The organism is Parafannyhessea umbonata (assembly GCF_900111255.1).
In the GTDB taxonomy this organism is placed as follows: Bacteria; Actinomycetota; Coriobacteriia; order Coriobacteriales; family Atopobiaceae; genus Olsenella_J; species Olsenella_J umbonata_A.
The window spans coordinates 46,373-62,019 of record NZ_FOGP01000008.1 but is presented as its reverse complement, the minus strand read 5'-3'; the positions used below and the strand labels follow the sequence as shown (position 1 = coordinate 62,019).

Here is a 15,647-nt window from a genome sequence, read left to right as displayed (position 1 = left end):
GTGAGGAGCTGCCCCGCGCCGTTTGCGACGGCCTCAAACTTGTGGATCTTGCCCTGCGCAACCGACGGGCGCCATGGGAGGCTCGTGCCGTACTCCGTCACGACGAAGTCGTCAGAGTCGATAACCCCGTCACCGGTCACGTCGACGGGGTTATCGACGATACCGACCTGAAGGGCCTTCGTCTCGGGGTCGTAGAACCACCAGGCGTTGGGGTTGCTCTTGAAGAACTCCTTGGTGACCCAGTCATACGTCACGACGCCATGACCGTTGCCGCCCGAGGGATACAGCGAGATGAGGGCCGCGGTGGAGCCAGGGTCAGAGTCATCGTTTCCGACGACCTTGGCGTCTCCGTTCATCCAGTTACCGGAGTTGGGGACGCGCGTCGTCGTCCCAGAAAGACCGGTACCCGCAAGAACGGAGCCACCGCCCAGCGTGAGATGGGTGATGGAATCGAGGCCATCGAGCATGTTGGAGACGTCATGGCCGACGAGGTTCCAGCTGCTGATATCGAGCGAGACAAGCTCCTGGTCTCCCTGGAAGGCCGAGGAGAAGTCCACTACGTTAGAGGTGTTCCATTCCTCGGTTCCCGTTAGGGTCTCGAGGGAAGTGGCGCCCGAGAAGATACCGGCAAGCGAGGTCGCGGCGCTTACGTCCATGCTTGCCACGTCGGCCTCGGTCATCGCGCTGTAGCCCGCAAACCACCCAGCGGGATTATCGACCTCGACCTTAAGTCCGTCGACGTTGAGGGAGCTGTCTTGGAAGACGAGCTTCTGCAGAACGGACTTGATGCCCTGCCCGCCGGCATCGGGCGGAGCCAGCGAGCCCCACGGCAGGTGGTTGGCATCCTCTTGCACGTGCGTGTTGCCGTCAGTTCCGTCATAGCCGATGGTCAGGGTATGCGTGTTGAGGTTGTACTCCCACCAGACGCCCTGGTTGGAGTCAAAGCGCCCGCGGACGACCTCTTCCCAGGTGTAGGTCGCGGGCGTCAGGCTGTTGCCGCCCGCGGGATAGAGGTCCGCAAGCTTCGACGAGCTGTCGGCCCACACACCGTCAACCGCTGCGGCGGAGTCATCGCGGCTCCAAGAACCGTCGCTCTTGCCATGGCCCTCGAGGTTGTCGGAGAGACCCGTGCCGGCAAGCACCGTGCTTTCGCCCGTCTTGATCTGGGTGAGATCCCCGCAGCCGTCGAGCATGCCCGTCAGGCTCATGCCCCGCCCCTTCATGTTCCACTGCGAGAGGTCGAGGTACTTGAGGTTGGAGCATCCCGCAAACATGTAGCTCATGTTATTGGCGGCGGCGGTGTTCCAGTTACGGATGGGCGACTGGTCCTCGAGAGAGACGCAATCCTTAAACATGGACGAGAAGTTCTGAACGTTGCCGGTCGCCCACCTTGCCAGAGGCGTAAGGTCGCTCAGGCCCGAGGCGCCCTCGAACATGGAGCTGAAGTCGGTGGCGGAGACCGTAGACCAGCCGTCAAGCTGGTAGAAGCCGCCCTCGTTCGTGAGAGCGCTAACACCCTTGAAGACACCGGAAAAATCAGTGACCGAACTGGTGTCCCAGTCCCTCACGCCGGCAAGGGTATCGAGCATGGAGTCACCAGCGAACAGGTTGCTAAGGTCCGTGGCGCCCACGACGTCCATCTGGGAGCCATCGAAGGACGTGAGATTGTCGTATCCCGCAAACCAGCCCGACGGGGTCGAGAGCACGATTCCTCCCCTGCTGCCCACGGAAGTAATATTCGCGAGCCCAACGACGTCAATCCAGGGAAGGTCATCGGCAGACATGGCCACGGACTTCTCGGCACCTCCGTCTGCACCCAAGATCAGCTGGCTCGTTGCGTTCTCGTAGAGCCACCAAGTGTTGCCATTGGGCGTAAAGCGACCGCCGCGGAAGTTGGGGTCCCACACGTAGGTGAGCTGAGAGGTGAAATCGCTGCCGGCGGCGCGGGCAGGATAGCGGGATGCGAGCCTCGAGGAGCAGTCGAACCAGCCGAGGTCCTCAAGCTTCCACATGCCGTCCGAGGGCCCGCGGCCAGAGAGCGAGTCGGTGAGGCCCTGGTCTATGACTGAGCTCCGTCCGGCGACAATCGTTTGGATGCTCGTGCACCCGTCGAGCATGCCGGAGGTTTCCTGCGCAGAGGTCATGTTCCAGCTGGAAATGTCGAGGTTCGTAAGCTTGAAGTCGTCCTTGAAGAGGTCGGAGAAGTCGGTAACGCCGCTGACGTTCCAGGAGGCAATGGCCGCGTTGCTCGCAAGGGAGTCCATCTGGGAGAACATGCCGCTCATGGTGGCAGCCGAGCTTAGCTGCCAGCGCGTGATGTTCGAGAGGTCGGCAAGGCTCTCGTTGTCCCTAAAGACGTTCGAGAAGTCACTCACGTTGCTGACGTCCCAGGTGGAGGTGTGGCTAATGCTGTTGAGAGAGATGTCTCCGTCGAAGAAGCCGCTCAGGTTCTCAACGCACGAGACGTCGAGACCCTGCCCATTGAAGGAGGTCATGGCGATGTATCCGGGTTCCTCGATGAGCGAGAGGTCCTTTACCGAGAACCTGTACGTCCTCCTCGTGTCAGCGATTGCGCCACCACAGATGCCCAGGTAGAATCGCCCGGTGTATGGAGCTGTGAACGTCACGAAACGACGCTGGTAGGAAGAGGCGCCGGACTCGAGGAAGGGGATCACGGCCACGCGGCTGCCGCGTGTGTCGCCGCGAACCGCATAACGGTTGACCTCGACGCCAGGAAGGCCGCTGTTGTCGAGGCGCGTGTACGCGTCACCCTTCATGTAGAGCATGAGCGTGTAGGTCTTCCCCGCCGTCAGCTCGAGGGCGATTTGCGTGTACGCATTCTCCCAGCCGCTATCGCTATAGATGGAGATCTCCCCATCGCCACTCAGTGAGATGTTGCCATGGTCTCGCGTCCAGACGGAGAGGGTCTTGTTGGCAGCGGAGAGCATCTCCTTGGAAGCATAGGGAGAGCTGGCAAACCAAAGCGACGCGTCCTCGGGAAGGACGATCTGCCCCTGGGACGTGACACCGAGGACGTCGGCGAGGGTCACGATGCTGAGCCAAGGAAGCTCGTCGTACTTCTCGCTTACCTCGACGCGTTGGTCATCCTGGGTTCCGAGGGTCAGGACCCTCGTGGCCTTGGTGTAGTACCACCAGGCGAGCTCGTCAGAGTGGAAGCGGCCACCCAGCTTCGTGTCGTCCCAGGTGTAGATGAGAGCGTCGCCTCGGCTGTTTCCGCCGAGGGGATAGAGGCGAGAAAGGCGGGGCGAGCCGTCGAACCACGTGCCGTCGGCGAGAACCCAGCGGCCGTCCTTCGAAGTGCGCCCAGAGAGCGTGTCGTCGAGGCCGGAGGTCGCGGTCGCATCGAAGGCATCGTCATCATCGAGCACGTTCTGCTCGTCGAGAATGATTGTGTCAAGCCCCGTAACGCCAGAGAGCATGCCGTCGACAGTCGTGGCCTCGCTCATGTCCCAGCCCGTGAGATCGATAGCAGTCATGCCCGAATCGCCCGCAAAGACGTTGGAGAAGTCGGAGACCGAACTCGTGTCCCAGGCGGTAAAGGCGTAGTTGTTCGCCAGGCCGGTGTCACCGCGAAGGAGCCCGGAGATCGTCGTGGCGCTGGAGGTGTTCCACCCGTCGACGTTGCTGACTGTCGTCAGGCGAGGGTCGTTGGCGAACATCAGCGAGAGATCGGTCGCGCCGCTGACATTCATGAGCTCGCCGTCGAAGGAAGTGAGGTTCGAGTAGTTCGCAAACCAACCAGAAGGGTTGAGGAGATTCGCATTGCCCTCGGAGTTGATGGTGTACACGTTGGCGCGGCCGGGGACGGTGGCCCAGGGGAGCTGGGAGGAAGTCTCGGTGATGTTTCTGTCACCGCCGTAGTCGGCACCAATCGTCAGAACGTGAGTGCTCTTGTTATAGCGCCACCAGGTATTGAGATTGGAGAAGCGCCCACCGAGGTTGGAACCGTCCCAGTAGAACGTGAGGTCAGAGCCGTTAGCGGCACCAACCTGCGAGTAGACCGCCGCCAGGCGCGAGGCGGAATCGAGCGTGTGCTCGTAGAGCCCCTCGATGGCGCTCGAATTACCAAACCAGGTGTAGGAGGACAGGTACCAGCGTCCGTCGTCATCGTTTCTGGAGCTGATGTCGGAAAGTCCCGTCCAGACGATGGAGGTCGGGCCGAGTGTAATCGTGTCGAGGAGCGTTGCATTGTAGAGCATGTTGGTGAAGTCCGCAGAGGTGGACATGTTCCAACCGGAGAAGTCGACCACGCGCAGCGAATCGGGGTGATAGAGGAAATGGGAGAAGGATGTCACGTTCGAGACATCCCAGTTGCTGATGGCACTGGCATCAGTGAGCGCGTTGGCATCGTAGAGGAACGAGGTCATGTTGATGACGTTTGAGACGTCCCAATTGGCGATTCCGGAGAGGTTGGCGAGGGAGCGCGCGTTGCAGAACATCTCGGTGAGGTCCGTGGCGTCGGCAAGGTCCCAGTTGGAAATGCCCGTGAGCGTCGTGAGGCCGGTGCAGTCGCGGAACATGCGATAGAAGCTCGTGGCCTTGGAGGGATCCATCGCGCCACCGTCGAACGTGACGAGGTTTCCGTACCCGTAGAACCAGCTGGCGGGATTGTGGGGCGCGATGTTGCTGCGGGCGACGACGTTGTTGGTATTGCCGGCAACGGCAACACTGTACTTGAGCCACGGAAGCTGGTCGCGTGTCTCGTAGACGTCCAGGTTCGTGCTGTTCGCGTCAACGCCGAAGGTGAGCGTCCTTGTGAACGGATCATAGGTCCACCACGCGGAGCTATTTGTGGTCGTAGCTCCACTGTTGGCCAGGAAGTGGCCTCCAGGCTGCCCGTTCTGCCAGTCGTACGTCATGGTCTCGGCAGGGCGCGTCACGTCTGCGGCATAGCGGTCCGCGAGGTTGGCGGTGCCGTCGAACCAATAGCCACCGCGCAGCTGCCAGCGGCCGTTCGCCGCCGCATGCCCGGAGAGGGCCTGTCCGAACCCCGTGCTGTTGGTGGAAGTGGAGGTGGAGCCGCTCTCGGAAAGAACGACGTTCTGCCCGAACGTCACCGTCGAGAGGCCGGAGCAGTTGTTGAGGAAGCCGGTTCGTCCGCCGCTCGTGGGAATGCTCGCACGCATGTCCCAGCTCGAGATGTTGAGGTTGGTGAGCAGGGTGTCACCGCTGAACATGTAGGCGAACGTGGTCACGTTGGAGGTGTCCCACGTGGGAGAGGTCAGCACGACCTCAGAGAGAGACGTGTCATTCGCAAACATATAGCTCATGTCGAGGGCGGAGGAGGTATTCCAGCCGTTGATGTACTCGACGGAGTTGAGCGCACGGCAGCCGTCGAAGGTGTGGGAGAAGGACTCGACCTTGCTGACGTCCCAGTTGCGGAGGTAAGAGAGATCCGTGAGCGAAGAAGTACCCCGGAAGGTGCTTGCCAGACTCTCGACGTTGGAGGTGTTGGTCCACAGCTCGATACCATCGATGGTAGAGAGACTCGCGTCATCCTTGAAGAGGTTGGCGAGGGAGGTGAAGCGCTCGGTGGGCCAGGCGCCAATGCCCGTGATGGTCGTAAGGTTGGGGTCATTCTCGAACAGGCTCGCGATGGATCCGTCGAACTGGTCGGAGAAACGCAGGCCCGTGCCGTCGAAGTCAATCAGGTTTGCGTAATCCTTAAACCAACCCTCGGGGTTCGTGAGCTTGATGCCGCCGCGGACGACGATGTGGCGAATGTTGGAAATGAGCGCGTTCCACGGGAGTCCGGCCGGGATCTCGGTGGTCCCGTTGATCGCCTTGTCGTCGACGGTAAAGTCAGCCCCGACGACCTCGGTAGTGCCGATGGTCAGGGTCTGGTTGCTCTCGTGATAACGCCACCAGGTGTTGGTAATGCCCGAGCCGTACCTGAAGCGGCCGCCGGGCTCATTGGACCAGACGTACTCGTAGGTCCCCGCGAAGGCGGCACCGTCCGCCGTGTATAGCGCGGCAAGAGCGGAGGTGCTGTCAAACCACTTGGCGTCGTTCCTTTCCCAGGCGCCGTCGACAACCCCGCGACCCAGGAGACTGTCCGTAAATCCGGTTCCGGCAAGAATAGTAAAGTTGTCAGAGACCTTGACCGTCGAGAGAGCGTGAGCGCCAGCAAGCATGTTAGAGACGCTTGTCGCCTGGTCCATGCGCCACTTGGAGAGGTCGACAGTGTCCAGGACGGTGACGGCGTTGTCGGCACCCGTCAACGAGTTAAGCATGTTAAACATGTTCGAAAGGTCTGTGCCGACGACGTTCCAATTTACGAGACCAACCGCATTCGCAAGGTGGATTGCGTTGCGGAACATGGACTCCATCGAGGTCACGCGGGTAGTGTTCCAGGTGGCAAGGTTATCGACCGCCTCAATCGCGGTGTTGCGGAACATGGATGCCATGATGACGTCCTCGGACTGGTTGATCTGCCAAGAGGCCAAGCCCAACAGGTCGTAGAAGGACGCGTCATCGCGGAACATGGACGAGAAGTCGACAACTCCGGAGACATCCCAATCGGACATGTCTCCGACAGACGAGAGCACGCCGTCGCTTTGGAACATCGAAGCCATGGTTGTGACGCCAGAGGTATCCCAGTCGCCAAGCCCACTGACCGTTGTGAGGGCGGGGTTGTTCGAGAACAGGTTGGAGAAGTTCGTCGCATACCCCGTCACGACGCCGCTCATATCGATGGTGACCACGTTGCTGTAGGTGGAGAACCAGGACTGAATGTTGGTGGGCGCTAGGCTGCCGTCAGAGACGACCGAATAAATGTAAGACTGCAAGCCGTGACTGGTCCTCGTGGTGTTCCAGGAGCGCAGGAAGTCCCAGGGGATGGTGGAGGCCCCCTCAACGGTGACGCCAGATGCGACCTCATTCACCTGGCTGTCGGCGGCGACGCCTGTGCCATGAAGCGCAAGCTCGCCGTTGGCATAATGCCACCAGGTATCGTCATTGGACCCGAAGCGACCCGCAATCTCCCCGATAGAGAGCTCGTATATGCCCTGCGATGCAGCTCCACCGTGGCCGGCATACGAAGTCATGAGCTCCTGCCAGGATCCCATCCAACCGTCTTCCCCGCGCTTCCAGACGCCTCGCGAAGTAACGCCCTGGGTCTTGCCCTGGGTGGCCGAGGAGCCGAGGAGCTGGTAGATGTTGTGATCGGACGTAACGGTCAGGTTAAAGCCGACGGCCTCGACGTTATCCTCGACGGTCATGACGATATAAAGCGTGTCACCCTGGACGGTCAGTGTGACGCCGGTCATGGTGCTTCGACTCCAGCTGCCCTGTGAAACGCCGTTCCTGTTATAGATGGTGACCGTATCGGCATGGTAACCGTTGTAGTACCAGGTCCTGTAGCCCATCTTGTAGTAGGGATCCGAGCTAAAGGTCACCGTGAGGCTGGTGGCCCCAGGTGAGTAGACGTACCAGGTGTTCACGCCGAGGCCCGTAGCATAGCGCGTATAGTTGTGGGCACTCTCGACCACGAGCGCGTAGGTGGGACCGTCGGCGTCGGGGTTAAACTTGTCGCCAAGTGTCATCTTGGTGAGGGAGACGCACCCCGTCAGGAAGCCCGAAACCGTGGGGGCGGTCGCGCGACCGTTACTCGCGGTCATGTCCCACCCGCTGAAGTCGAGCGCAAGAACGGAGGACATGCCCCTAAACATGTTGTTAAAGGTAGTCGCCTTGGTAGTATCCCATTGAGAGATACCGGTCACGTATCGCAGAGACGAAGCTCCTTGGAACATCGAGGAGAAGTCCTCAACATTTCCGGTCGAGAAGCCCGAGAGGGAATCGAGAGCGGACAGGGCCGAAGTTCCCTTAAATGCAGAGGCAAAGCTTGTCATCTCGGAGGTGTCCCAGTCGGAGATGCCCGTGACGCTTTGGAGCCTAAGATCATTCTCGAAGACGGACGCCATGCCGAGGCAGACGCTCGTGTCGAAACCCTCTCCGTCGAAGGACACGAGGCTGGTGTAATTCTTAAACCAGCTCGAAAGGTCGTCCATCTTGAGGTAGCCGCTCGTGGCAGTCTTAGTGGTGACGGACGTCACGCTCACGGCGGGAACGATGGCAACGTTGACGTTGCCGGAGCTGGGCTTAGTCCAGGGAAGCGCGGAGTCACCCATCCCCAGCGCCGTCTCGGTCACGTGGGTTCCGTTGGCTCCAAGGTCTCCGCCGTCCACGCCAATCTGGAGCAGCCCCGTTCCGGCACCAGACTTGGTGTAGATCCACCACGCGTTTCCGTTGGAGAGGAACCTGCCGCCCAGATGGTTTCCGTCCCAGTTATAGGTAAGCTTGCCCGTGGGGTTAGTCGCTGTCGAAGCATAGCGGTCAGAGAGACGGCTAGTCGTATCGAACCAGATCCAGTCACCAGCAGAGCTCTCGAGCAGCCACATGCCGTTGGTGTTGCCGAGTCCGACGAGTGTATCTTCGAAGCCCGCGTCATCCATCAGGACGCTCTCGCTCAGGATCAGCCTGCGAATTCCAGAACAGCCCGCAAGCATGTTGGTCCTCGAATCGGCGTCGTCCATCGACCAGCTGTGCAGGTCGAGCTCGGTCAGAAGGGAATCGTTGTAGAACGCGCCGCTGAAGTCAGTAACGCCCGAGGTGTTCCAGCCCGAGAGATCCGAGAGCGTGCTGAGGCTGGTCGTCCCGTAGAAGACATTCTTGATCGTAGTGAGGTTGCTCGTGTTCCATCCCGAGATGCCCGTAATGCTCGTAAGTCTGGTGTCGCCCTGGAACATGGACTCCATCGAAGTGACGGACGAGAAGTCGAAGACGGTCCCGTCAAAGGTCTCGAGCAGGCGGTAATCATAGAACCAACGCTGGAAATTGACGGGCACGACCTTGCCCCTTGACGCAGAATCGTACCAGAACGACGAAACCTCGGTAACGCCATTGGGGTCGTTAACGTCATCAAGGAGGACGCGCCACGGCAGCATATGGTCCTCGGTGCCGTCATCATATTCGGTCACGATCCCGTCACGCGTCGGGTCGGAGATGCCCACAGAGAGTTTGCCGTTGTCGTAGTGCCACCAGACGTTGTCGTTAGAGAGGAAGGTGCCCAGTAGAACGCCCTCGTTCCAATCGTACGTTGCGGTGTAGTACGTGGGAGAAGTGCGCGTGTTCTGCTGATAGCGAGCGGCGAGGCTGTCGGTGTTGCCAAGGGACTCGCCGCTACGTGACCAGGTTCCCCATTTTGCTCCGTGCTTTACGAGCTCGTTTCCGAAGCCCTCGTCATCAGCATCCAGAACGACCCCGTCACTCACCGTGATGTGAAGGAGGGACTCGAGGCCCGTAAACATATCCTTATACGTGATGGCAAGACGCGTCGGAGAAAGGTCCATGTCCCAATTACGAATGTCGAGCGTCTCGAGCTTGTTATCTCCCATAAACATGCCGTCATAGCAGGTAGCGCCGTCGACCTGCCAACCCGAGACGTCAGTCAGGCTGACAAGCGAGGTGAGTCCGGCAAACGCATTCTCGAACGTCTGGACGCGATTGACGCCGTTCCAATTGGAGAGATTTAGGAAGGTCGTCAGGGAGCTGTCCCCGTAGAAGAGGTTCTTCATGCTCTCGGTGCGACTCGAGTTGATGCCGATGGCGTCGAACGATGTCAGCTTGGTGAGGCCCTGGAACCATCCCTCCATGGAGAGAGGTGAAATACCGCCTTCAGAGGTGACCTTAGTGATGCGAGTGAGCGTGGAAATGGCACTCGCCCACGGCATGACATGGCGTGAGGTGCCGTCACTATACTCGTTGACGACACGGTTGTCGGCCGTGCTGACCGCACCGACCGTAAGGGTTCCAGCCTTGCTTCCGTTGGCCTGGACCTCGCGATAGAAGACCCACCAGGCGTTCTGGTTGGAGGGGAACCTTCCGCCAAGCCTGTTGCCGTCCCAGTGATAGGTAAGCACTCCCGTCGGGCGCGTTGCGCCGACACCGAAGCGCTCATTCAGGACTGCCGAGGTTCCATAGCGCTTCTCGAGCTCGGCAGAACAGTCAAACCAGACCTCTGTGGCACCATCCGAGAGCACCCAGATGCCAAGCGTATTTGCGCGAGACGAGAGTCCGTTGATTCCGGACCCATAGATAATCGAGTCATCGGAGAGCGTAATGGTCGCGAGGATGCCGCACCCGGAAAACATGCCGCTGCGGCTTGCGCCCTCCTGGTTTTGCCAATTCTCAAGGGAGACCGTGGTGAGCTTTCCGTCATTCTGGAACATATTGGCAAACGATGTCGTGCCAGAGACGTCCATGCCTGAGCCGCTAAACGTCGCCAGGTTCGAATAGCCTGCAAACCAAGAGTATAGGTTGTCTGGGGCAATACCGCCCGTACTCGAGACGGAGTAGATGCGGCTGACTATGTTGAAGACCGTGACCGTAGTCCATGGGAGCTCGTTTGAGAGCTCGGAGACCGTGAGATCCTCGTTGTCGGCCGTCTTGCCCGCTCCAATGGTCAGGAGCCCGGAATTGTAGTCATATATCCACCATGCGTTGTCGTTGCTGGGGAACCTGCCGGAGTAGCGGCCGCCAACCCAACGATAGGTCTTCTCCCCCACTTTGTGGCCGTTGGTTGCTGATGATGTCCCATAGCGCGCGTTGAGGTTGGTCGAAGAGCCGAACCAAGTCTCGTCAGTCGTAAGCCATGACCCCGCGTTGGGATCGCGGGAGTACTTGTTCTGGCCAGCAACCTTGCCGAGATTGACGTTATCGAGCCCCGTTCCCTCAAGGATGACACCATTTCCGAGCGTCACTAGCGAAAGCGAGCGACAGTTGAGGAACATGTTGGTGCGGGTCGAGCCGGCATCCATCACCCAGCCGGAGATGTCTAGCGTCTGCAGGGAGGTCGCCCCCGACAGGAAGCCTTCGAATGTGGTGACACCAGAGACGTCCCAAACCGCAACGTCAACAAGACTGGTGAGCGACGAGGCGTTGCGGAACATGTTGGCGACCGTCTCAAGCGAGGACGTGGTCCACTGGTCAAGGCCAGATATAGTCCTGAGGGAGCTCGCCCCATCGAACATGCCGGCGAGGCTCGTAACGCCGCTCACGTCCCAGCCGCCAAGGCCGGTCACGGTCGAGAGCGCCGAGCAGCCGGAGAACATATTCGCGAGCGTTGTGTTGGCAGACACATCGAAGCCCTGCCCGTCGAAGCTCGCGAGACTCTTATAGCCCGCGAACCAGCTTGTGGGATCCGTGGCTTGGAACATATTGGCACTATTGGACGAGACGGCGGTGACGCGGTCCGTCGAGCCGATTGCGGCCAGCCATGGCATGGGCGTCTGAGCCGTATGGACCTCGGCGATGACGTTAGTCTCTCCGGCGGGAATCGTGGACTCGGCACCAATGGCAAGCCTGCCGCCAGAGAAAGTCCACCAGGTATAGTCGTTCTCGAAGCGACCGGACAGGACATTGGCGTTCCAGCTGTAGATCTGCTCGCCTAGGCCCGAACCTCGCCCGGAATGGTCGTTCTGGTAACGGGCAACTATATTAGATGTGCTACCAAACCAGGCATTGCCGGTCGTAGACCACGAGCCGTCGGAAGGCTCACGCGTATTGTCGAGTTCGTAATCCGAGAAGCCCGAGCCCTCGAGACCGACACCATCGCCAAGCGTGACGGTCTTAAGCGACTTGCACCCCAGGAACATGTCGTCTCGACTCGCGCCAGAGTCCATATTCCAACCGGAGATGTTAAGCGTCTCGAGCTTGGCGGCCCCGGAAAGGAAGCTGTCAAAGGTCGTAACCCCCGAGACGTCCCAGGAGTAGATGTCAGTGAGCGTGTAGAGCTCACCGTCACCCTTAAACATGTTGGAGACATCAGTGAGCGAAGCCGTATTCCACCCACTAACCCCACCTAGTGTCGTCAGTGAATCATTGTCCTCAAACATGGACTTCATGGAGGAGACAGTGGAGACGTCCCAGGTGCCGAGGCCTAGCACGGAAGAGAGATAGCCATCATCGTAGAAGAGCTTCTCAAAGGTTGAGTTGGAATGAATCTTCAGGCCATGGGCCTCGATCTTCTCCAAAGCCCAATACTCCATAAACCAACGGTCGAGGTGGGTGGGCTCAAGGTCGGCACCGGCCTCGATGACAATCTGGTGGACATTGTTGTTGACAAACTCACGTCCAAGGACGGTCTTCCAAGGCTGCGCAGTGTAGACCTCCTCGACCTGGCCATCATATCCTGCGCTCTGGAATGTCGTGCCGAGCGTAAGGACCTTGCCTTCGGAATCCCACTTCCACCATGCGTTGTCATTCGAGGCAAAGCGCCCGCGAATATTTCCAGGCTTCCAGGTATACGTCGCGATGCCAGAGTAGTTGGGGCTCGAAAGGCGTGTGGAGTCGTAGCGCTTGGCGAGGTCGGAGGTATTGCCGAACCACGGATCGGTCCCAGCGGCCGATGCGGCGTCATCGCGCTCCCAACTTCCCACGTCGTTCGCACGAGAGGCATTGGAGTCGAATCCGGTTCCATCAAGCTTGACGGTGTCATTGATGATAAAAGAGACCAGGTTGTCGACACCACTAAACATATTGGTACGCATCACATCGGGCATCTGCCAGCCTGATAGATCAATCGTCGTGGCAGCCTTAGCATCCCTAAAGAGTTCCGTGAAGTCGAGGGCAGCCCTAACATCCCAACCCGAAAGGGCGGTAATCGAGACGAGGTCCTTATCGTTACGGAGAAGATACGAGAAATCGCTCACCTGAGAGACGTCCCAATTAGCCAGACCCTCAACCGACGTGAGGGATCCGCAGCCGTCAAGCATTCCCGAGATGGAGGTAACGCCCGACATATCCCAATTCTCGAGTCCGGAGAGCGTCGAGAGCGTGTGGCAACCACGAAGGAAGTATGCGAAGCTCGTAGCCGCGCTCGCGTCGAGGCCAGAACCGTTAAAAGACATGATGCCGGTATACAGATGAGCGGAATAGCCGTCGCTGTTAGTCGAGTTAAACCAGGCGACAGGATTCTCGGGAGTGACACCGTCGAGGAATTCGACGATGCGAATCTGGCGAAGATCAGCCAGAACGCTGAGCCAGGGGAGCTGATCATAGGGCTCAGAAACATTCTTGCCCAGAGGGGAATTGACGTCGCCAACGCCAATAGTCAGAGTGCCAATGTTCGACTCACCGGGATCGAAGAGCCAGTAGACGTTGTCATTGGAGACGAATCGTCCGGAGAACATGCCACGAGACCACACATATATATAAGTAGCATCCTGCGACCCCGAAGCATAACGGCTAATCAGGTTGTCACCAGACCCAAACCAAGCCTTGTCATCGGTAACCCAGGAGCCATCAGCGGGAGTATGGCTCGCAAGAGTAATGCCAAGGCCAGAAGTGGCACCAAGTCGGACATCGGGACCAAGCGTTAGCGTCGAGAGGTTGGTGGTCCCGGTAAACATATCTGCATCGGAGGTGGCCGAAGACATGTCCCAGCCATCAAGGTTGATTACCTTAACCGAAGAACCCCTAAAGAGTTCCGAGAAATCAGTTGTGCCAGAAACATCGAGACCGCGTCCGTCGAAGGACTCAAGATTGGTGTAGGAGCTGAACCAAGACGCAAGAGACGTAGGCGCAAGATTGCCAGTGGAAAGAACTTCACGAACCTGCTTGACGGTAACCTTTCCTTCAACAAGCCAGGGCGCGCTCTCACGACTGGAAAGAGTTACGGACTTGTTGGCTCCGCCGTCGGCGCCGAGGGTAAGTTTATTTGAATCATATTTCCACCATGCATTGTCATTGTCGGAGAAACGACCGCCGCGCTGTCCCGCATGCCACGTGTAAGTAATTGAATCGTTGGGGAGAAGAACGTTTGAACCCGTGTAGCGACTCGCAACATTGCTTGAAGTTCCAAACCAATCGGCAATGCTAGCATCCCAAGTTCCGTCAGTAGCTTCACGATTCAAATTGAATCCATCGTTCGCAAAACCTGAACTAGTAAGAACTGCATTCTTCGAAAGAGTAATTGAATTGAGGTTCGAAACACCCTTGAACATATCAGCAAGGTTCAGATTCGAAACTGAATTCATAACCCAACCGGTAAGGTTCAGTTCAACGAGTGCAGAGTCATTCTCAAGAAGGCTAGTGAAGTTCGAAACGTCGTTAACAACAAAACCTGAACCGTCAAAAGATGCGAGGATTGAATAATTGGCAAACCAACTAGCAAGTGAACTTGCCTTAACTGAACCCTGAACAATAATGTGAGCAATCGTATCGCGCGCGACGGAGGGAAGCCAAGGCAGAGAGTTATAATTCTCGTTCAGGATAATATTGCTAGCGTTTGAATCGCCTGCGATTGTAAGGGTCTTTGACTCGGTGTCATAACTCCAACTGATGGTTGCATCCGAAACGAAGTGTGACTGATATTTAAATGTGTAAGTAACGGGAGTAGCCTCGGTTACTTTCTGAGCGTACCTAGCAATAATCTCGCCAGTGGTAAAAGGAACGTTGGAATTGTTAAACCAAGTACCAGCCGTATTACCGCGACTTACTGAATCACCGAAGTTTGTGTCGCTCAGGATTACATCGTTCGCGACGGTAAAGCTCTCGATTGAATTGAGACCGCTAAGCATGTTGACGCGATTATTGGCCCCAAACAAATCCCAGGATGAAAGATCGATGGCGACTAGAGACTCGCAACGGTCGAACATCTCCGAGAGGTTCGCCCCACTGGCAGCGCCCGTCCCAACGAAGTTCGTAACGTTGACGAGATTGGAGCATCCCTGGAACATCTTCGAGAAGTTGGAGATGCCCGTAACAAGAAGCCCCTCGCCATCAAAGCTGACGAGGGAGCTGAAGTTTGCAAACCACGAAGCAAGAGAGGCAGGATTGACCTTCCCGACAAAGCGAATCTCGATAACATCGGAGGGCGTGATGGCAGACATCCACGGAAGGGCGCCACGCTCTGAGCTGGAGGCGGAAAGCCTCAGCTTTTGGGCGGTATTGGAGCCGATAGTGAGTGTACCGTTAACGAAGGTCCAATACCCGGTTACACCGTCCTCCCCCGTAAACGTCTGGGGGTCCGAGTAGTTCTCGGCGGCAACGCTGAGCGTGGGAGTGGAGCGAAGGCCATTGGAACCCTCCCCCGAACCAGCCGGAACCTCTACGCCCTCAGAAAAGAAGCTCTTCTCCCCCGCTACGGACCGCGCAGAACCTGCAGGTTGGTCAATGGTGACGTCGTCATCGGTATCCCCCTCTTCCTGAAGCTGCACGTCAGGCGAGGCGACCGAGGGAGCAGTCTCGGTAGCGTCACCAATGGTGGAGCCAGCAGCATCGGTCGTGGTATCGGAAGGCAAAGCCGCCTGGTCGGTCGAAGGAAGCGCGTCGTCAGATACGCCGGTAACTGAGGTCGCGGGAGCAGTCGCGGCCTGGTTGCCCTCGGAGGACGGAGCAAATATTGCGGCACCGGAAGGAGCGGTCGCCTGCTGCGTGGATCCCGCAGCATCCGTATCAGGCGCAGTCGCGGGAGCAGTCGCGACGGACGCATCAGAGGCGAAGACGTCATCGGCGAGCGCCGGATGCGCGGCAAACATGGACGCAAGCATAGTCATCGCCAGCGCCATGGCAAATACGGCGACAAGGCGGCGGAGAAAACTCTTATAGGGGGTGGGTGCGTCCAT

The 15,647-nt window shown here is 58.5% G+C and carries 1 protein-coding gene (cut by a window edge); it reads right to left on the bottom strand.

Annotated features, from left to right (window positions below; all coding sequences use genetic code 11):
- Nucleotides 1–15,647: part of a BspA family leucine-rich repeat surface protein coding region (locus tag BMY31_RS08620; RefSeq protein WP_180371400.1), annotated on the bottom strand (this coding region is incomplete at its 3' end). Its footprint begins 23,778 nt before the window's first position; the window shows 15,647 of its 39,425 annotated nt.